Source organism: Desulfurispirillum alkaliphilum (assembly GCF_055378285.1).
This window is the reverse complement of record NZ_AP042405.1, coordinates 624,482-645,000: the sequence shown is the minus strand read 5'-3', so window position 1 is coordinate 645,000 and position 20,519 is coordinate 624,482. Positions and strand designations below refer to the sequence as shown.

Genomic DNA, 20,519 nt, shown 5'->3' with positions numbered 1-20,519 from the left:
TTGGAGATAGCTCGTTCTCCTCGAAATATATTGAGGTATAGCCTCGAGTGTTTGTTTATGGGTGTAGAGCACTGAATCGGCTAGGGGTCCCACCAGATTACCAAACCGAATCAAACTCCGAATCCCATAAGCCCAAGCTCGGGAGTCAGAGCGCGAGAGATAAGTTTCGTGCTCGAGAGGGAAACAGCCCAGACTATCAGCTAAGGTCCTTAAGTGTGTGTTAAGTGGAAAAGGATGTGGGTTTGCCCGGACAACCAGGAGGTTGGCTTAGAAGCAGCCATCCTTTAAAGAAAGCGTAATAGCTCACTGGTCGAGTGAACCTGCGCCGAAAATATAACGGGGCTCAAACACACCACCGAAGCTATAGGATCAACCAAGTTGTTGATCGGTAGAGGAGCGTTGTGTACAGCGATGAAGGTGTTTCGTAAGGAATGCTGGAGCGTACACGAGTGATCCTGCAGGCATGAGTAACGAAAAAATGGGTGAGAACCCCATTCGCCGAAAGCCTAAGGTTTCCTGTGCAATGTCAGTCAGAACAGGGTGAGTCGGCCCCTAAGGCGAGGCCGAAAGGCGTAGTCGACGGGAAACAGGTAAAAATTCCTGTACCACATATCAACACGACGCGGGGACGGAGAAAGGTATCCGAGAGAACTGATGGAAGTGTTCTTTGAAGGGTGTAGGCTCAGGTGTAGTGAAAAGCGCACCTGGTGAAAGCTGAGGCCTGATAACGAGAATCTTCTTCGGAAGATTCAAGTCGGAAATCCTCTGCTTCCAAGAAAATCCGCTAAGGTTCATTGATATGTGACCGTACCGCAAACCGACACAGGTAGGCAGGTAGAGAATACTAAGGCGCACGAGAGAACTCCAGCTAAGGAACTCGGCAAATTGACCCCGTAACTTCGGGAGAAGGGGTGCCCCATTATGGTGATAGGACTTGCTCCTTGAGCCAGAAGGGGTCGCAGAGAATAGTCCCAGGCGACTGTTTATCAAAAACACAGCACTCTGCAAACACGTAAGTGGACGTATAGGGTGTGACGCCTGCCCGGTGCCGGAAGGTTAAGAGGAGAGGTCAGCGCAAGCGAAGCTTTGAATCGAAGCCCCGGTAAACGGCGGCCGTAACTATAACGGTCCTAAGGTAGCGAAATTCCTTGTCGGGTAAGTTCCGACCTGCACGAATGGCGTAACGATCTGGGAGCTGTCTCGGCTGGAGACTCGGTGAAATTGCATTAGCGGTGAAGATGCCGCTTACCCGCAGCAAGACGGAAAGACCCCGTGCACCTTTACTATAGCTTGGCAATGATACTCGGTGTAGTATGTGTAGGATAGGTGGGAGGCGATGAAGCGTGTACGCCAGTATGCGTGGAGCCATCCTTGAAATACCACCCTTACTGCACTGGCTATCTAACTTACGCCCCTTATCGGGGTGAAGGACATTGTCTGGTGGGTAGTTTGACTGGGGCGGTCGCCTCCGAAAGAGTAACGGAGGCGCGCGAAGGTTCCCTCAGGACGGTTGGAAATCGTCCATCGAGTGTATTGGCATAAGGGGGCTTGACTGCAAGACCCACAAGTCGAGCAGGTACGAAAGTAGGTCAAAGTGATCCGGTGGTTCCGCGTGGAAGGGCCATCGCTCAACGGATAAAAGGTACGCCGGGGATAACAGGCTTATCTCCCCCAAGAGTTCACATCGACGGGGAGGTTTGGCACCTCGATGTCGGCTCATCGCATCCTGGGGCTGGAGCAGGTCCCAAGGGTATGGCTGTTCGCCATTTAAAGCGGTACGCGAGCTGGGTTCAGAACGTCGTGAGACAGTTCGGTCCCTATCTGCTGTGGGCGCAGGATATTTGAGAGGATTTGTCCCTAGTACGAGAGGACCGGGATGAACGAACCTCTTGTGCACCGGTTGTTTCGCCAGAAGCACCGCCGGGTAGCTATGTTCGGAATGGATAACCGCTGAAAGCATCTAAGCGGGAAGCCAGCCTCAAGATAAGATATCCCCATGAGAGTCCAGGAAGACGACCTGGTTGATAGGCTGGATGTGTAATCACCGTAAGGTGTTCAGCAGACCAGTACTAATTCTCCATTGTTCTTTTTCTGGCTTGATGCGCACCGTGCATTTTTTGATCTTGACGCTTCAGATCAAAAGAGATACAACCCTGAGTGTTTGAAAGAAACGCATATTCAACTCGACTGCCAGTCAGTCACGCAAAACCGTTTTTAACCGTTTTGCCTGGTACCTATAGGGCAGAGGCCACACCCGTTCCCATTCCGAACACGGAAGTTAAGCTCTGTTCCGCCTACGATACTTGGGCTTAAGCCCTGGGAAAATCGGACGGTGCCTGGCAAATTACCTTATAGATCAGCCCCGCAGGAGTCTTCCTGCGGGGTTGATTGCGTTGGAAAAGACAGGCAAAAGATAACAGCAGACACAACAGCCGGAGAACTCCTCCGGCTGTTGTACAGGGAAATCAAAAGCGGTAGCGGAAGCTCAGGCGAATGTCTGACGCGCTGTCAACGGGGTCTATCCCCATGGCTGCACCAGCAGCGGCGGCATCGGCAATGGACATCGGTGCCCCATCATCGCCAAAGAAGGCATTGCTGCCAGTGTAATCATAGTCAATATAGGTGTAGCGCAGCTGCATGCTGAGGGTGTTGCCCACCAGGGGCTGGGTATAGTACGCCTCGTACGCTTTGCCACGAGCCGCAAGCTTGGATCCGATCATGGTATCTTCACCGTAGGTGAAGCTTCTCCAGTACTTGCTGCCTTCGTTGTACTCAAATCCCAGGCGGCCGTTTCTGGTGATCATGCCGGGAACTTCCGCTCCCATCCAGATGGAGTAGCCGGTCTTGTTGTCAGTGCTGCCCAGCATGCTCATGTTGTCGTTGGGCAGGGTCTGGCTGACGGCATAACTGACGAAGAGTTTGGTGTTATCCAGGAAGCTGTTGAAGTCGCCAACCCCATTGGCCAGCACACTCACCGTCGCGCCGTACATGTCGCCCACATCGGAGAAGGAGGGCTGGGCCATCATCATGTTGACGTAGTTGTTGGCAAGGTTGTTGGGGTCAGGATCCATCATGAAGGTACCCACCGCGTTCTGGTACGCCATCATATCCGCGCCGGTAAACCCGATGAGATTCCACGCCTTGAACGCCTGAGTCTGCACGGTGTACTGACCATCGCTGTACGGCTGGAAGATAAAGCCCAGCATGTCGATGTTGCTGTGCAGGCTCTCGTCTTTGGCGTAGTCGTAGCCCATCATGTCAAAGCGGGGGTTGGCATTGGTGAGACCGCGTCCTGTGCAGATTTTAAAGCTGCTGCCGGGAAGGCCAATCAAGCCTTCGAGCTGCCAGGTGAAGCTGGCTCCATCAAACTCCACATTGATGGAGTGGGCCAGGGGCGACTGATAGTGGGAGTCGCCCTCGCGCAGGTGGGCCAGGAAACCGTCAGTGGAAGGGCGTCGACCCAGACTGGCGGCAAAAGGAACGCTGCCCATGGAGGTGGCGTAGTGGAAATAGGCTTCCTTGACCTTGAGGGTGTTGTCCAGGGGGTTTTCGGCTCTTCCGTATTGAGGATACATTGACAAAAAAGTGAGCATGGTGCCATTTATCGGGATTACAACCAAATAATTCCGGGAGAAGCACCATGCCCACCAGTGTTCTTTACCATGCCTACGGCCTTGCTGGCTACGATTACATCCGTACACAGTATCGCGGCAATACCATCAATTTCCATGTCCGGCCCCGTAAAAAGCTGATTCGCTGCCCTGCGTGCCTTGGCCGTTCTGTCATATTGCGAGGCAGTAGCATTCGTCGGTTACGAGGTTTGCCTTTGGGGATCAAGTCCACTTGGTTGCACGTCCACGTTCCACGCATCCAGTGCCTTCAGTGCGGTAGCGTCAGGCGGGTGAGTCTGAAAATAGCCTCTCCACGGTGTTCCTACACCCATGCATTTGCTCGGTATGTGGTCTCCCTTGCCCAAGCTATGAGCCTCATTGATGTAGCACGGCTTCTTGGTATAGGCTGGGACCTGGTCAAGTCCATTTTCAAGCGGTATCTGCATCATCACTATAGTAGCCCTTCACTTGCTGGGCTTGAGTATATCGCCATTGATGAGAAATACACCGGACGCAAACATGGCTTCATTACTCTCGTCATTGACCTTGGTTCAGCCAGGGTCGTATACGTTGGAGCAGGCAAACAGGCAGAAGCGCTTGATGGTTTCTGGAAACGCCTTGGTCGTCGCAAGTCATCTATCAAAGCCGTTGCTGCTGACATGAGTCCGGCTTACCGGTCGGCAGTGCTCGAACACCTTCCATCTGCTGCGTTGGTGTTTGATCGTTTCCATGTCGTCAAGCTTATGAATGAACGCCTTACCGATATTCGCCGCGAGCTGTACCATGAGCTCACAAGTCAGCATGACAAGAGCATTCTCAAAGGCACTCGCTGGATGCTTCTCAAAAATCCGCAGAGCATTGGCGAGCAAACCAGCGATCATGAACGCCTTGAACTTGCCCTGCAGGCCAATCGACCATTGGCGGTTGCCTACTATATGAAAGAAGATCTCCGCCAGATATGGCAACAAACTGACAAGGTAGCTGCCACGGTATTCCTCGATGACTGGATCAACAGGGCTCAGGCATCAGCCATCAAAGGGTTGAAGAAAATGGCCAAAACGCTGGAGAAGCACCGAGAGGGAATCCTGAACTGGTATGATCACCCCATATCAACAGGACCACTTGAGGGGATCAACAACAAAATTGATACCCTCAAAAGGCAAGCCTATGGATACAGAGATATGGAATTCTTCGAGCTCAGAATAAAGGCCCTCCATAATTCAAAGTACGCTTTAACCGGATGAACCGGGTTTTCGTTGACGACCCAGTCGAAGTTGGCGTAACCGGGGTCTGTATTGGACTGGCTGTGGTTGGCGGTGTCGCCGAATGCCTTGTTGTAAGCAAGCTTACCGGCAAAGCGGACACTGTCGTTGGGGCGGAAATTCATGCCGAGAATCATGCGATTGGCAAGCAAAGAGCTGTTTTCCTGGGTGGCGCCACTGTGCAGCTTGTATTTCAGGCTGTCCATGGTAACCCGGTAGTCCACATCAAACTTGAGATTATCTCCCATGGCTTGGGCTTCCACCCGTGAGAGGCGCTGGTCGAAGCGCTGCTTCTCGAGCTCCTGCTGTCGCTGCTCCAACTGCTGGATTTGTTGCCGAAGTTCCTGAAGTTCCGTGTTGGCCTGGGCGTAGCTCATTGATGCCGTTGCCGCAATGGCCAGTGAAATGCTGATGATTTTGCGCATAACCTCTCCTTGTGAATAATTAGGCAAGTAGCTAAATAACTAATTAACAAAACTGTAAAATAATTGCAAGAAAATCCGTGAAATGCTTCACAAGGAATGCTTCCTGACTGAAGTTTCGCACCCCCCGAAGCGGCAGGTTGTCGGCGTCGACACTGATGCCATATTGGAATGGCAGAAATGGTTCTGCACAGACTGCGTCGCTTGACATTATCCTCACCATATATACGAGTTTCTTTTGCCACTTTTTCCCCGCAAAAAGTGGCTGGGAAGCGGCCCCCAGTGCTGTCCTTTTCAGCCGTCCGCTTGCCTGGAACTGGGGACCGCAAACAACCGCCTTCCCTGGCTTTTGGTTTGCGGTTGCCGCCCTCGTGGCGTCAACCCTGCGGGTCCATCGCGTTATACAGGCAATTGAAAAGTTTTCAGGTGCAAGGCGCGAGCTAGGTGAGGAGTGAGGCGTACTTCCTGTACGTCGCAGCGACGAGCACTGGTGAGCAACGCCGCAGATGAGAGCTTTTCAGCAGCCTGACAGTCGGCGCGTCCTGGCTGGGAAAGAACACAGGGGGAGAGGCAGAAGCAGGCCGTTCCCCCCTGAGCCCGTCCGGTGAGTGCGACGCCTGGCTGGCAAGACCCGAACGGGACACTCACAGGAAGTGAGTGGTCCGGCAGCACTGCAGGGATGCAGTGTCTGCGGGATCTCCAGAGCAGGCGAGTAACGAACCGGAAGAACGGGCGTTCGGGGGGCGCGTTTTTGTTCCCTTTTTGCGCGGTCAAAAAGGGTAATATCTGGAAACAGAAAGAGGAATACCAGATGATTCAAGTAATTAAAATCAATACGGTTTCCGCGAGATAAGCGCCAGTATAATAACAGCTTAACTCAAGGCAACAAGGTGCGAAAGTTGAGTTCCTGATTTTCAAATGCCGACTCACAGATAAGAAGAGCGGTTTTGCATCAAGGGAGGCTTTGGTCAGAAGTGTTGCGGGCCTTGTGGACAAAAAAATCGGCCACCTTGAAGAGGTGGCCGATGGAAATGTCAGGAGATTTTGCGGGAAATATGTTGGCGGAATGCGTTGGTGCACTATTGGGGGTCCTGTGTGTCAGGGCACTCCTCAGTGGGGTTCAATAGCGAACATCCGGCGCTGAAGCCAAAACCACCTCCCCCCGAGGAGGTGGGGCGGCTCAGCAGATCCTGAAGTGTGCCGATTCCAGTGCTGGCGGGAATGCTTTCCCCTGGTGCAGCTTCCTGAACAACCGGTATTTCCATAATCCCGGGTGCAATGACCAGTGGTATGCTGGCTGCTCCCATGCGGGCCATGGCCATGGTATTGGCCTGCAGTCGCAGTTTCTCCTGCCAGCTCATGGGAGCAGCGTCGGCAGGTGGTTCCTGGGTAAAGAGATTCTGCAGGGCCTGGAAGTCATTGGCTCCTTCGCGGAGTTGGTGCAGGTAGTGGGCAATGGAGCGTTCCTCGGCAGCATCCTTGGCGATAAGGTAGATGGCGCTTTGGCGCATCAGCTCAGGATGGGAAGTGAGCTTGGACATCAACTCCCGGCAGGCGGGGCATGAGGGTGAAACATAGACGCTGACGATGGCGTTTTCGGGGCCATAGGCTGCCCAGGGGGGCAGATAGATTTCCTGGGCAATTTCCATGGCGATGATAATAAAGAAGAAAAGCCACAGACCAATTATCCCATAGTAGGCTTTGTGCCGCAGCCAGGGCAGCAGCACAAGAGCGACAATGGCAATGAGTCCCAGCAAAAGTGCTACGACCATGCAGCTGGCGCAGGGCCAGAAGAGAAACTGGTAGAAGAGAAAGGCGGTATCGGCCAGGAGTGCTGCAATGACAAGCATGGCAAAGGCGGCTGCGGCAAGGCGGCTGCGGGTGGAGAAAAAAGCCAGCACACCCAGCAGGCCAAAAGCAATGGCTCCATATACATAGAAGGAGATGCCCAGAAATTCGTAACTGGAGTAGATCTGGCAACCCTGGGTGAAACAGGCCAGATCGGCACCAAAGGCGTTCAGGAGGCAGAAGGCAAATCCGGCAGTGCTGAGTGCGACAAGAGTCCAGCGGGCAATGGTGGTCATGGTGTGCGCTCCGGGTTCATGCTGATGGTTGCGGGTTCAGGGGGAGTGATTTCCAGACCTGCCTGGGTCCAGGCGACAATGCCACCGGCCATGTTGAGAACATTGTCAAAGCCCTGTTGCTGCAGATAGCGGGTAAGCTGCCCCGTGCGATTGCCGGTGCGGCAGGTGAGGATGATAGTGCGATCACGGGGCAGCTGCTTCAGGTGGTGGGGGATAAGTCCCATGGGCAGGTGCATGGTGCCGGGAATATGGCCCTGGCGGCGCTCCCAGTCTTCGCGGATGTCGAGAACCAGTACATCATGCTGACTTTCGATCAGTGCGGCAGCCTCCATGACGCTGATGTCAGAAGCGCTGGCAGCTGTGGTTGCTGAGCAAAGCAGCACCCATCCGAAGAGAAAATGTCGGAATCTGGAGATGGTCTGCATGTGCCTGATAACTCCGTGCCTGGTTCGCGTTGGGGGGTGGTGGGGAAAAGGCGCCCGCAGTCTGTACTGCGGGCGCCCTGTAATGGTGTTGCTGGGAAAAAACTCAGCGCAATGGCATATCCTTCAGGTAAGCGTTGTTCAGGTAGTGTTCCTGGAGCGGTTTGACATGCAGCTGGTCGTTTTTCTCCGCCTCAATGGCTGTTACGGCGGCTTTTGCGCCTTCCACGGTGGTGAAGTAGGGGACCTTATAGGTCAGAACACTGCGACGGATGGACAGGGCATCGGCCTTGGTCTTTTCGCCGCCGGGGGTATTGAACACCAGGGCAATGCTGCCGTTGACAATCAGGTCGACAATGTTGGGGCGGCCTTCGTTCACCTTGTGCACGGGTGTCGCCTCAATTCCTTTGCTCTTGAGGTAGGCAGCTGTACCGCGGGTCGCGACAACCTTGAAGCCCAGGGCGATGAGCTTGCGGGCAATATCGGGAATATGTTCCTTGTCTTCATTGCGCACGCTGATAAACACTGTTCCCTTGAGGGGCAGGGTGCCGCCGGCACCGGACTGGGCTTTGGCAAAGGCGATACCGAATTCGGGGTCAATGCCCATGACTTCGCCGGTGGAGCGCATTTCCGGCCCCAGAATAGTGTCGACACCCGGGAATTTAATAAAGGGGAAGACCGACTCCTTGACGCTGAAGTACTCGGGTTCCACATCGCGGGTCAGGCCCAGCTCCGGCAGCTTGCGACCGGCCATGACCAGCGCCGCGATCTTGGCAAAGGGAATGCCGGTGGCCTTGGAGACAAAGGGTACCGTGCGGCTGGCGCGGGGATTGACTTCAATGAGATAAATCTCGCCGCCTTTGATGGCGAACTGGATATTCATCAGCCCGACTACCTTCAGCTCCAGGGCCAGCAGGCGGGTCTGACGGCGGATCTCTTCGCAGATTTCCGCAGAAAGGCTCTTGGGAGGCAGGGAGCAGGCTGAGTCGCCAGAGTGGATGCCCGCTTCCTCGATATGTTCCATGATGCCAGCCACGATGACGTTTTCGCCATCGCACACGGCGTCAACGTCCACTTCGGTGGCGTGTTCCAGGAAGTGGTCAATGAGCACGGGATGCTCAGGCGAGGCCTTGACGGCCTTTTCCATATAGTTTTTCAGGGCGTCCACATTGTAGACGATTTCCATGGCCCGGCCACCCAGCACATATGACGGGCGTACCACCACGGGATAGCCAATGCGCTCGGCAATTTCCAGCGCCTGGGCTTCGCTGGTGGCGGTGGCGTTGGCAGGCTGCTTGAGCTCCAGCTTTTCCACCAGTTTTTTGAAGCGCTCGCGATCCTCGGCGCGGTCGATGGCGTCGGGGGATGTTCCCAGGATGGGCACATTGGCTTTTTCCAGGGCTACAGCCAGTTTCAGGGGTGTCTGGCCGCCGAACTGGATAATCAGGCCGTGGGGTTTCTCCTTTTCCACGATGGAGAGGATATCCTCACGGGTCACCGGTTCAAAGTAGAGGCGGTCGGAGGTATCATAGTCGGTGGAGACGGTTTCGGGGTTGCAGTTGACCATAATGGTTTCAAAGCCATCTTCACTGAGGGCGAAGGCGGCGTGGCAGCAGCAGTAGTCAAACTCGATGCCCTGTCCGATACGGTTGGGTCCGCCACCGATGATCATGATCTTCTTGCGGTCGGTGGGGGCCGCCTCGCACTCCTCTTCGTAGGTGCTGTAGAGGTAGGGCGTCTGGGCCTCAAACTCGGCACCACAGGTGTCGATGCGCTTAAAGACCGGGACAACGCCCTGATCTTTGCGCAGGCGCTCAATACTCTGTTCATCGGTGCTGGTGAGCTGGGCAATGCGACGGTCGCTGAAGCCCATCTCCTTGATCTGGCGCAGCAGGTCGGTGTTCAGGTCGCGGTAGGAGCCCAGATGAGCGATACGTTCATCCATTTCCACAATCTGGCGCAGCTCTTCCAGGAACCAGGGGTCGATATTGGTGATCTGGTGGATGCGCTCAATGGTAAAGCCGATACGGAAGGCGTCGCCGATGTACCAGACCCGCTCCCAGTTAGGAATGCGCAGCTTGTTTTCGATCAGCGCGATGGTATCGGAGTTGGGTTTTTTGATCTGCTCCTCGCTCAGGCGACTTTCAAAACCGTAGGAGTCGATTTCCAGACTGCGCAGCACCTTCTGAAAAGACTCCTTGAAGGTACGGCCAATACTCATGGCTTCACCCACACTCTTCATCTGAGTGGTCAGGGTGGCGTTGGCGTTGGGGAACTTTTCAAAAGTAAAGCGGGGGTATTTCACCACCACATAGTCGATGGTGGGTTCAAAACTGGCTGGGGTCTCCTTGGTGATGTCGTTGGGAATCTCATCCAGGGTGTAGCCAACAGCCAGCTTGGCGGCGATTTTGGCGATGGGGAAGCCGGTGGCCTTGGAGGCCAGAGCCGAGGAACGGCTGACCCGCGGATTCATTTCAATGATCACCAGGCGGCCATCATCGGGGTTGACGGCAAATTGCACGTTGGAGCCGCCGGTGTCGACGCCGATCTCGCGGATGACCTTGATGGTGGCATCGCGCATGAGCTGGTATTCTTTATCGGAAAGGGTCTGGGCAGGAGCCACGGTGATGGAATCGCCGGTGTGCACTCCCATGGGGTCGAAATTTTCGATGGAGCAGATGATGACCACGTTGTCGTTCTTGTCGCGCATGACCTCCATCTCGTACTCTTTCCAGCCGATGATGGACTCATCGATCAGAATTTCACGGGAAGGCGAAGCGTCCAGGCCGCTGGCGACGATCTCGTCAAACTCCTCCATGTTATAGGCAATACCGCCACCGGAACCACCCAGGGTGAATGAGGGGCGGATGATGGCGGGCAGGCCCATTTCACGGACGATTTTCCGGGCCTCCTCAAGGGAGTGGGCGTAGCCGCAGCGGGGCATTTCCAGGCCAATGCGGTTCATGGCCTCCTTGAACAGCTCGCGATCTTCGCCTTTCTGGATGGCCTTGAGGTTTGCGCCGATCATTTCCACATTATATTTTTTCAGAATACCCGTTTCCGCAACTTCCACCGCAGCGTTCAGGGCCGTCTGGCCACCCACTGTGGGCAGAATGGCGCAGGGGCGCTCTTTCTCTATGATTTTCTCGATAACACTGGCGGTAATAGGCTCGATATAGGTGGCATCGGCCATCTGGGCATCCGTCATGATGGTGGCGGGGTTGGAGTTGATCAGGACGACCTCATACCCCTCCTCCTTGAGCGCCTTGATCGCCTGGGTGCCGGAATAGTCAAATTCGCAGGCCTGACCGATGACAATAGGACCGGAGCCGATGACAAGAATCTTTTTTATATCAGTGCGTTTTGGCACAGCGCATCTCCTTGCACACAAATGTTAAAATTCGACCGTGAATCATAGCAAAGCTGCCGATAAAATAAAACATTGAAGCACGTCAAATGATAATTTGATTTGCTGGGGGGCATAAAGGAGCCTGTCAGTATTCCCTTAGCAGGCTGCTGAAAAACCCTCATCTGCGGTGTTGCCCGCCGTCGCGCGTCATTGCAACGTACGGGGAGTACGCTTCATTCCACGCTCCGCGAGCGCCTTGCCCCTGAGCATTTTTCAATTGCCTGCGTATTTTTAAGTATTTCCGCAAGCTGTTAGTCCGCAAGTTGCAATCCCTGAAGGAATTGGCGCAACGCGCTGATATTGCGCTCCCTGCCGGCATCCGGCTGAATGCACTGGATCAGGGCCGTGCCGATGATGGCGCCATCGGCGATCGCCATGGCTTTGGCCGCCGTCTGGCCATCCTTGATGCCAAAGCCGATGAAAATGGGGGTGCTGGTGTGCTGGCGGGCCAGCGAAATTTTTGCCTCAATAAGCGAGAAGTTATCCACCGCCTGACCCGTGACATTGGGTGAGCTGACGGCATAGATGAATCCCGCCGAGCGGGAGGTAATCGCTTCCACTCGCCCATCGTCAGTTGTGGTGGCGATAAAGGGCACCAGCGCAAAGTCTTCGGGAACCTCCGCCGCAAAGTCGTCACGCTGCTCAAAGCTCAGATCGGGGATGATCGCGCCACGGTAGCCAAGCCGGGTAAGCCACTGGAACGTGTCAGCCGGACCATAGTGATAAAAGAGGTTGGCATAGGTCATTACATAGTGATCGGCCTTGCTCGTGTCGATACGCAGCTTTTCCAGACTGCGGAAGTTGATACTCCGTGCCAGGGCATAGTCGTTGGCATCCTGAATCACCGGCCCGTCTGCCATGGGGTCGGAAAAGGGAATGCCGATCTCAATACGCTTGATGCCCAGCTCGTAGCACAGCTCAAGAAAGGCCTGGGTCGTTTCCAGGTCGGGATAGCCAAGGGTGATGTAGGGGATGATGCGGCTGTAGATGTTCATGGGCGCTCCAGTGCTTACATGGAAAATATGCCAATATTATAGCATTTTTCCCGTGATGACGCACGTAAAGAGGGAGTTCGGCAGAGGAAAACGGCACGGAGTGCGTGGTGAAGTGCAGAGGAAGGCGAGGCATGGATGTAGAGAGTTTGCATGGTGCGTGTCTAACCGCTTGCTGAGATACCTCAAATCATGCAGGCAAGTAACCATTCACGGCTACCCTGCGTATTTTTCAGCAGGAGCGCCAGTATTCCGAGAGCGAGCCCGGATGGTGAGCGGCAGAGACGTAGGTCCTCGGACGAAAGTGAGCGTCTCTGGGAGGAATGCTGGCGCGAGTACCAACACACCGTAAAGAGTTACGAAATATCAAAGCAAAAACCGCACAGGAAACCAAGGGTGAAGAGTTACAGCGGAACGATTATCTACCGCTTGTTACTCAGAGGGGGAAATCTCCGGCACCTGGCGCCAGCCAAACACTCGCGTGCCACTGCGCTCCTGAGTGTCGCTGCCGCCATAAATCACTGTGGGTTGATGGGCGAGATCCTTAGCCAGTGATTTCCAGCGCTCAAGGCTTTTGAAAGAGTCGCGGGTAATGGTCTGGCCAGATTTGATTTCTACAGGCATCAGCTTCCCTCCAGCACAGAAAGCTATCCAGATTCTGGATATTGACCAGCTGCGCACGTCCTTCTCCACATAGGCCGTGACATAAGCAGTAAACCAGGTGCGTGGGGAAAGCTGCCGATCATACAACGGTGGATAGCTGCCATGAAACAACTGCTCATCCAGCCCGCTCTGGGCAACTCCCGCAGATTGCAGCTCTTTCAGCGAAAAGGGGAGTAGTTCCACAAAAGCCGTACGTCTCGCCAGGGACTGGGTGATCCCCGACAGCAAACCAAATTGCTGGGAGAGCGTCAGGAGAAACAGACCCATGCGCCCATCTTTGTCAACCAGAGTCTGAAGGTACGAGAAAAGACTCGGTACCCGCTGCACTTCATCAAAGACCGCCCCATCAGGAAACTGACCCAGAAAGCCACGAGGATCATCTGTCGCGAAAGACCGCACATCCGGATCTTCCAGGGAAATATAGGGCTTCCCGGCAAAGATCGCCTTCGCCAGTGTGGTTTTGCCGGACTGGCGTGGTCCGGTAATTGTGACAATGGGAAATCCCTGCAGAAGCGTGCATATCTGGTCCATGGCGCTACGTGTAATTATAAAAGTGGTTTATCAGGTTTTATGTGAATTGCTATGTCGACATGCCAATTTACATAGGTTTTCGGCGAAATCGCCGCACGCATGAGATAACTGCTGGCAGAAGCTTGTTTATCAGTTTTCTCTTGCCTATTGTAATCGAACGATTACAATAGGCATCATGTACACGATCAAGCTGCTACCGGAATTTGAAAGCTGGCTCGGTTCCTTGCGTGACCGCTCTACTCGCATACGCTTGCTACGTCGCCTTGAAAAAGCGCAGCGAGGGTTGCTCGGCGATGTAAAGCCCTTGGGCGATGGTGTATATGAGATGCGAGAGCCTTTCGGCCCAGGATGGCGCATGTACTATGCAATGCATGGCAATATAATGATTATCATGCTTGCCGGTGGAGAGAAAAGTAGTCAGCCTGACGACATTGCCTTAGCAAAAGAGCTTTTCAAGCAAGTCAGCAGCTTATCAAAAAACGAAACACACGCAGGTAATTGAACACCGATCATAAGTTACGTTGCCATGGGAATTAATCGGCAGCGTATAAAGGAGCAGACCCATGAATAAGCATATACCCCTGAATACCCTCCCCGAATTTGACATGGCAGAGCACTTGAAAAGTGAAGCTGATATGCTTGAATACCTGCAGCAGGTCCTTGAAGAGGGTGACTCCGGGGAACTGGCAGCAGCACTGGGCCATGTTGCCAAGGCCAGGGGAATGAGCCAAATTGCTCTGGCCAGCGGAATCAAGCGCGAAGCCCTGTATAAAGCTTTGCGCCCCAACAGCAAGCCACGATTCGAAACTATCCAGCGCGTCTGTGCCGCGCTTGGAATCAAGCTGACCGTGACCCTTGCTGAGGGTAAAACTTTGCCGCATTAGCTTGAGAGGATAGAGAGCACTCTGGCCAGTCAACAACTTACGGTAATACCTCAAACAGGCAGGCAAATGAAAACCCACAGGTGCAAGGCGCTCGCGAAGCACGGAATGAAGCGTACTCCCCGTACGTTGCAGTGACGAGCGACAGCGGGTAACGCCGCAGATGGGGGATTTTCAGCAGCCTGCTGTCAGCGGGGCACATGGTGCAGCAGCGGCCCATTGCCTTTGCCGACACTCCCCTGCGCCGCCCGCGTGATCAGCCGGTACACATAGGCAATGCCCTGCTGAACGGCCTCCACCATGTCGCCATTGGACCTGGCCAGATACGCTGCAATCGCCGATGAAAGCGTGCAGCCCGTGCCGTGGGTGTTGGGCGTGTCAATGCGCGGGTGGGTGGAGGAGTGGTGGCTGAAACCGCCGCCATGGCGCATGATCAACGTGTCAGTAACCGTAGCCGCCTGTTCGTCGATATGTCCTCCCTTCACCAGTAGCGCCTGCAGACGGGGAAAGCGCTGCATGATGCGTTCACCGCACTTCAGCGGGTCAGCGCTTTCATCAGCCTCTGCCAGTGCCAGCAGTTCGTGGAAATTGGGCGTAAGGATCGTGGCGCGGGCCACCACATGCTCCATAATGGCGTCCATGGCATCCTGATTCATGAGCGCGTAGCCACTCTTGGAAATCATCACCGGGTCGCAGACAATGGTGCGGCCCTCAATGGCCTCCCCCACGTGGCGGGCAATATCCCCATTGCCCAGCATCCCCGTCTTGATCACGTTGATGGGAATATCCTCCAGCACCCGCTCCACCTGGGCGCGCACAAAAACACCTTCCAGCATCAGCGCATCGTGGACCTTGATGGTGTTCTGCACCGTCAGGCAGGTAATGGCCGCAGCGCCATAGGTTTCAAGGGCGGAAAAGACCTTCAGATCAGCCTGGATGCCCGCTCCGCCTGAAGGATCGGAACCGGCGATGGAAAGAACGCAGGGAATGGTCATGGAAGTGCCTCGTATCATAAATTGTTGGTTTTTTCCCGAAGTTTTCCCCGAAGCTTTTTGGAGAGCTCTTCGGGGAACACCTGTAAAAGGAGCAAGAAAACTGCTGCTCACCGTGCTGGAGCCGATCTCGCTGGCAAAAAGGCAGGGTCTCACACGAAGCCCGCCAAGCCACAAAGAAAGGCAGTTAAAACGGAAGGCATACCTCTCGCCCGCTCGCTTCGCTCCCTCAAGGCGCAGAGTCGCAAAGGGAAAGCAGGTGAATGATGCGTTCAGTGGGGCATTACCTGTCAATAATTTCCCAGTGGCCGCCTTTTGCGGGTCCAATTCGGACAATCACGCCCTCTTCACGAAGCCGTGAAAGCTGCTGCTCGATCGTACGGGCAGATTTTTCAAGATGTACCGCCATTTCGGGAATGGTTATTTTAGGATTTTCGCGAATGAGCTCGACGATTTTCCCCGAAGTTTTCCCCGAAGTTTTCCCCGAAGTTTTCCCCGAAGTTTTCTGGGCAGTGCCGCCTGAAAGATGTTCAAAATATTCTTGTGAAAACACAAATTCTGTCCATATGCCTCCGGCATGCAGGCGGATGTATGGCTCTGGAGTACGTGCTTCGTGACAGGCGGAGAAGATGCGCTCAATGCCTCGCCCCCAGGCTTCAATTTCACCGGCGCGGAAGAATGCATTCGCGATATCAGGATTATGGGGCTGGGATATATGCGGCTCCAGCAGGGTCTGCTCGGTCCAGCCATCCGGCAGCACGGCAGGGTTCCAAAGTACCAGCCGGTCATCATAAACACGAATCTGTATCGGAGCCGTGTTCATGTAGTCGCGATGGACCAGCGCATTCAACAGTGCCTCACGCAGCGCTTCCCGTGGCACCGGAAAACGCTCTACCCTGACAATATCTTCGTAGGTGACTACCGCTTTCAGGTATTTGGTCATCAGTAAATCAAGGGCGAGCGCCGCCTGGGTAAATAAATCGCCATTGACCTCGTCGTGGTACACCAGATCAGCATCTGGACGGAAGTAACCGATTTTTATAAAAGCCCCACTGAAGAAAGACAGTGGATCGGGATGGAACAGCAATGCCGCAGCTCGCTTCAGGTAGGAACCCTCCATAAGCTTCAGCTTATCCAGCAATGCCGCATCAGGCTCTTTCAATGCAGCAGCATCCAGCCTCCCGCTGCGCCGAGCCAATTGCCGAAACTGAGCAAGAGCTGAAAGAGACAGGTCAGCTACTGTCACGCCGGGAAGGGGCGAGCCATCCCATGTGCGGCCATAGCGATTCAAAAGAAAGCGATCCAGCGCAGCACCCTTGAGCAGCTGATTGGTGCTGCCGCTACGCAGGTAATACTCACCCTTGCAGCTGATCGGGTTGGGGTGACCCTCTACGACAATCTCCAGATACTCCTTATCACCCTCTGTGCACAAATTGACTGCTACCAGGATACCCAGGATATCCCGAACCTTGTTGGGTAGTTCCTCCAGGAAGCGGTGCGCTTCCGGGGCGCCAGTCACCTGGCCCCTGTCGTTGCGGCCAATGAACAGTACACCACCCCCTGCATTGGCAAAGCCGCAAATCCACTTGAGGTGATCATCGCGCCAGGATTGTTTGTATTCAATGTTTTGTGTCTCAGTCATTGGCTTCCCTCACGATATAACCTAAACGAAACTTTTGGAGAGGCAAAGATACGTGGAAAATATTGAAATAGTTGCAAATACACTTAAATTGACGCGAATAGAAGGCAGAAGCGAAAGGCACATTTCTCGCCCGCTCGCTTCGCTCCCTCAAGGCGCAGAGTCGCAAAGGGAAAGCAGGTGAAATATAACCTGGGAGGCAAACAGTCAGTCCCCCTGATTCGCCGTGTCCTTTGCTCGTCCATATGAGGGCAAGCTCGAATTTGCATTTTTACCGGCGCTTTCACCGGCGTTTTTTGGGGCCCCATATATGAGCTTGCGTTAGGTACGAACAAAGGGAGTCAAAGGCGTGCCCCGCACCTGCTCACTCAAGGAACAGAGCCGTATGGTAAATGTGGAGCGCTTAACACGCACTATTGAGCCTTTATTGTTTTGCAACAACATGTTTAATGAAATCCGAAACGCTTATTATCCACAGCTTTTGGTCGGGAAGATATGTATCATGCAAACTTTTTGGCAGGACCAGTTGCAGGCCATTTGCCTTCATCTCATTAGTTTGATTGTTACTGATAGATGCTTCAAGGGTAAGAAGATGCTTGGTCCTGATGCGATCTGCTTCAGCGAGTACCTGTCTCCATCTATCCTTGCAGGTTGACTTCACACCAAGCATCGTAAGGCGTACCTCAGGGAATGAGGGGTCATTATATTCAGACTGCCCCGGAAAGATAAAATCTGGTTTGGACCTGTTTTCTGTGACGGCAGACCTTCTATGGCGTATTCCACACTCTTGAAATAGGATTTCTAGATGATTCTCAAGGGCAAGGCCAACACGACTTTTTCGACGATTCTGTACTGACAATGAGAATGAAATAAATCCGTCTACATCATTGTCGAACCCTTGGGCCAATCTCTCGCCAATAATGTGCTTTTCTAACGTGCGAAAGAGAGCCTCTTCTCTTTCCATCCAAGCCATTAGCGCTTCATCATGACCATCAAGTGGATTAATTTCTGCTAAAGTTTTCCTTGCAAAAGCGGAAAAATCTTTTGTTTTTGGGAATTTCCCTGAAAACATCCTTATCATTTCATCCAGATAATCATCTTGAGAAGTATCAACTTGTATACCGATTTGCTCTAAGATAATTCTTGAAGCAAACCTGATACGATCTTTTTCTGAATCAAGCCGACTGCGTAAAAAAAAGCCAGGTCGTGAAAGCTCTGATATGCCAAAAAGCCAAATAAGCTGTTGGGATATAGTCGTGCCATCTTCAACAATAATTGTGAGTAAGGTTTCATCTGGTCTTTTAGCAAGAATTAATATGTCACCTGGTTTTGCTTTTTGGAAAACCAAGTTAGTTGGGAAGTAAAGCCTGTACTCCCAGCGCATCACATTACTTACAGTTCGAGCATTTTGTCGCGCATCGTACCAAGTCAAGAGACCCTGTTCAAAAATATTGTCTTCATGACTGTCCGTAAGAAACATAAAAGTTGCGCTATGTTGTTGTTTGCCGCCTTCAGGCTCGCCAAGAAGCTCTTTTAAGCTTTTTACTCCATTAAATTCATGTTGATTTGATTTGGAAGTATCTGCTTCAACAGCACTCAACTTTTTAAAGGCAATGCCTTTGAAATATTGGGACAAATATCCGCTTTTCACCCGGCTACCTCCAGCATTGGGCTTTCACTATTCAACCATGATGCAACAGTCTCAACTACAGGATCAATATTCCCTTCTTTCCTTTTTATTGAGCACTCCCATATCAGGCAAACACGCCACCCTGCAGCCATCAACTCCTGAAGGTGTCTTTGGTCGTTTTCGTAGTTGCGATTAATTTTTTCTTTCCAAAAATCTGGCCTTGTCTTGGGCCATTTGAACAAGTGACATTCGTGCCTGTGCCAGAAGCAGCCATGAACGAAAATAACGGCACGGTATTTTTTCAGCACCAAATCAGGTTTTCCTGGAAGCCCTGTGGCGTGAACTCTGTAGCGGAAACCTTTTGAATGGAGTCCTTTTCGGATAATAAGTTCAGGGGTGGTATTCTTCCCCTTGATCCCCGACATCATTTTGCTGCGCACGGCAGGGCTTACTATATCGGTCATACTACCAGTGATGCATAATTATGTGATAGCTGATCTACATAGGAGTCTTGCCTTGCAAGAATATGCGGTACTACAGTTCGTGCCACTTCCTGGATCACTGGAACGACAACACTGTTGCCAAATTGTCGGTATGCCTGGGTATCACTCACGGGAATTACAAAATCTTCCGGGAACCCCATCAATCGTGCACATTCTCGTGGCGTCAGTCGTCGTGGCCGCTTGGAAGTTCCTTGTGAAACAAGTATCTCCGAGCCATCCTTGTAGTAACGTGCAGAAAGGGTTCTGGCAATACTGTCGCCGTTTACAAGTCCAAAGCCAAACCCGTTTCCTGCTGCCCGATGCTTGAGAGCATAGGCCTGCAAGTACTCCCACAGTTTAGGCGTCAGAGTGTACTTTGGATCTACCGTTGCAAGCTCCCCTGAAGTATATGGCTCCTCAGCCTTTTCCAAACCATTCTCGGGGTGAAGAATGGCTGAGAGAGTTGTGGCTCCCTTTGGTGGCAAGCATAAATCTTCCCAGGAGAAATCAACATTTTCCTTAAAGCCGACAATCATAATGCGCTCGCGGTGTTGTGGAACAAAGTGCTGAGCATCGATTACCTTATAGTGTACGTGGTACCCAAGCTCCTCTCTTAGCGTTTGAAGAATTACCTTGAACGTATTGCCCTTGTCGTGCGATATCAAATTTTTTACATTTTCCAACAGAAATGCCTTTGGGCGCTTTTCTGCGAGAATCCTGGCCACATCGAAAAATAAGGTTCCCTGGGTTGTGCACTCAAATCCATGGGGACGACCAAGCGAGTTTTTTTTGGAAACGCCCGCAATGCTGAAAGCCTGACAGGGAAAACCTGCAAGTAAAACATCATGTTCCGGGATATCCTTTTCATGAATCACAGTGATATCGCCAGCAAGTTCATGGTCATGGGAGCCAGGAAAATTCGCCATATAGGTCTTCTGGGCAAACTTGTTCCACTCACTTGTGAAAACGCACTTTCCGCCATGGGCTTCGAATCCTATGCGAATTCCACCAATGCCAGCAAAAAGATCAATAAAGGTAAATGATGTAGGGGTTTTCTGTTCATCATAGAAAGGGAGCAGACTTTGCCTGATGACCTCGACCTGATGATCCGGGGGGCTATGTTCGCCTTTCTCCCATCGTCGCACTGTCCTGACGTTGATCTTGAGAGTTTTAGCGATTTCCTGCTGCGTAAGGGTGTGTCTGAGATTTTTTAAAACGTCTTGAATGCTGTGCTTCATGGTGTGCTCTCAAGGGAAAAATTGCGGACATTATGTCCGGTTTTTTTCCCTTGAGCAATGAGAAAGTTTGATGTGCTGTTTTCGCTATGACTTCAGTCAAGCATCAGAGATGCGTTTAGAACGCACTCGCGCCATGGCGTATGCAAAAGTGAGTATCGATTTTGTTCCTCCCCCGTGTGCTGTCCCAGCCAGGATGCGTAGACTGGAACGCAGTAGACCCGAAGGGTTGCCGCCACGAGGGCGGCAACCGCAAACACAAGC

Annotated in this window: 15 protein-coding genes and 2 rRNA genes (1 of these 17 cut by a window edge); 5 read left to right on the top strand and 12 right to left on the bottom strand. The window is 52.9% G+C overall.

The features are described from left to right. Together ACZ46I_RS03145 and rrf are read left to right on the top strand one after the other, a co-directional pair. Positions 1–2,093 (top strand): 23S ribosomal RNA (locus tag ACZ46I_RS03145); it begins 797 nt to the left of the window's first position. Between the two features lie 133 nt (positions 2,094–2,226). Next, a 5S ribosomal RNA gene (rrf, locus tag ACZ46I_RS03140) occupies positions 2,227–2,341 on the top strand. Between the two features lie 124 nt (positions 2,342–2,465). Here rrf and ACZ46I_RS03135 read toward each other — a convergent pair. Next, positions 2,466–3,593 carry a DUF3373 family protein gene (locus tag ACZ46I_RS03135; RefSeq protein WP_464281403.1) on the bottom strand — a complete coding sequence of 376 codons (1,128 nt, stop codon included), beginning with the start codon at positions 3,591–3,593 and terminating at the stop codon, positions 2,466–2,468. A 47-nt stretch (positions 3,594–3,640) separates the two neighbouring features. Here ACZ46I_RS03135 and ACZ46I_RS03130 point away from each other — a divergent pair, with 47 nt between their 5' ends. Further along, on the top strand, positions 3,641–4,855 hold the full coding sequence (locus ACZ46I_RS03130) for an ISL3 family transposase (RefSeq protein ID WP_464280675.1): 1,215 nt from the start codon (positions 3,641–3,643) through the stop codon (positions 4,853–4,855). Here the strand turns inward: ACZ46I_RS03130 and ACZ46I_RS03125 are convergent. From ACZ46I_RS03125 to ACZ46I_RS03100, 6 genes are all read right to left on the bottom strand, one after another. After that, positions 4,777–5,298, bottom strand: a complete 522-nt coding sequence (locus tag ACZ46I_RS03125; RefSeq protein ID WP_464281402.1) for a DUF3373 family protein — start codon at positions 5,296–5,298, stop codon at positions 4,777–4,779. The two genes, ACZ46I_RS03130 and ACZ46I_RS03125, sit on opposite strands and share 79 nt — an antisense overlap. Before the next feature lie 1,076 nt (positions 5,299–6,374). After that, complete coding sequence (locus ACZ46I_RS03120; RefSeq protein ID WP_464281401.1) at positions 6,375–7,379, bottom strand: hypothetical protein; 1,005 nt, start codon at positions 7,377–7,379, stop codon at positions 6,375–6,377. Then, positions 7,376–7,804, bottom strand: coding sequence for a rhodanese-like domain-containing protein (locus ACZ46I_RS03115; RefSeq protein ID WP_464281400.1), 429 nt, complete (start codon positions 7,802–7,804; stop codon positions 7,376–7,378). The genes ACZ46I_RS03120 and ACZ46I_RS03115 overlap by 4 nt, the downstream gene beginning before the upstream one ends. 103 nt (positions 7,805–7,907) lie before the next feature. Next, positions 7,908–11,171, bottom strand: coding sequence for a carbamoyl-phosphate synthase large subunit (gene carB / locus ACZ46I_RS03110; RefSeq protein WP_013504806.1), 3,264 nt, complete (start codon positions 11,169–11,171; stop codon positions 7,908–7,910). A gap of 290 nt (positions 11,172–11,461) precedes the next feature. Next, positions 11,462–12,205: a tryptophan synthase subunit alpha gene (trpA, locus tag ACZ46I_RS03105; RefSeq protein WP_464281399.1), complete on the bottom strand. Its 744-nt coding sequence runs from the start codon at positions 12,203–12,205 to the stop codon at positions 11,462–11,464. Between the two features lie 429 nt (positions 12,206–12,634). Then, positions 12,635–13,414, bottom strand: a complete 780-nt coding sequence (locus ACZ46I_RS03100) for an ATP-binding protein (RefSeq protein WP_464281864.1) — start codon at positions 13,412–13,414, stop codon at positions 12,635–12,637. Between the two features lie 157 nt (positions 13,415–13,571). Here ACZ46I_RS03100 and ACZ46I_RS03095 point away from each other — a divergent pair, with 157 nt between their 5' ends. Both ACZ46I_RS03095 and ACZ46I_RS03090 read left to right on the top strand, forming a co-directional pair. Further along, a complete protein-coding gene (locus ACZ46I_RS03095) occupies positions 13,572–13,898 on the top strand; it encodes a type II toxin-antitoxin system RelE/ParE family toxin (protein WP_464281398.1) in 327 nt (108 codons plus the stop codon). Between the two features lie 61 nt (positions 13,899–13,959). Then, positions 13,960–14,280: an addiction module antidote protein gene (locus ACZ46I_RS03090; protein WP_013504809.1), complete on the top strand. Its 321-nt coding sequence runs from the start codon at positions 13,960–13,962 to the stop codon at positions 14,278–14,280. A 185-nt stretch (positions 14,281–14,465) separates the two neighbouring features. Here ACZ46I_RS03090 and thiD read toward each other — a convergent pair whose 3' ends face one another. The 5 genes from thiD to dcm all read right to left on the bottom strand — a co-directional run bounded on the left by thiD (position 14,466) and on the right by dcm (position 20,258). Then, on the bottom strand, positions 14,466–15,272 hold the full coding sequence (gene thiD / locus ACZ46I_RS03085) for a bifunctional hydroxymethylpyrimidine kinase/phosphomethylpyrimidine kinase (RefSeq protein WP_464281397.1): 807 nt from the start codon (positions 15,270–15,272) through the stop codon (positions 14,466–14,468). A gap of 280 nt (positions 15,273–15,552) precedes the next feature. After that, the gene (locus ACZ46I_RS03080; RefSeq protein ID WP_464281396.1) at positions 15,553–16,911 is read right to left on the bottom strand and encodes an ATP-binding protein; all 1,359 of its coding nucleotides are present in this window, start codon (positions 16,909–16,911) and stop codon (positions 15,553–15,555) included. A gap of 421 nt (positions 16,912–17,332) precedes the next feature. Next, complete coding sequence (locus tag ACZ46I_RS03075; protein WP_464281395.1) at positions 17,333–18,559, bottom strand: type II restriction endonuclease; 1,227 nt, start codon at positions 18,557–18,559, stop codon at positions 17,333–17,335. Continuing rightward, positions 18,556–19,002 (bottom strand): very short patch repair endonuclease, encoded by a 447-nt coding sequence (locus tag ACZ46I_RS03070; RefSeq protein WP_464281394.1) that lies wholly within the window; start codon positions 19,000–19,002, stop codon positions 18,556–18,558. Before ACZ46I_RS03070 ends, ACZ46I_RS03075 begins: the two co-directional genes overlap by 4 nt. Then, positions 18,999–20,258, bottom strand: coding sequence for a DNA (cytosine-5-)-methyltransferase (dcm, locus tag ACZ46I_RS03065; RefSeq protein WP_464281393.1), 1,260 nt, complete (start codon positions 20,256–20,258; stop codon positions 18,999–19,001). Before dcm ends, ACZ46I_RS03070 begins: the two co-directional genes overlap by 4 nt. Positions 20,259–20,519: the final 261 nt, after the last annotated feature.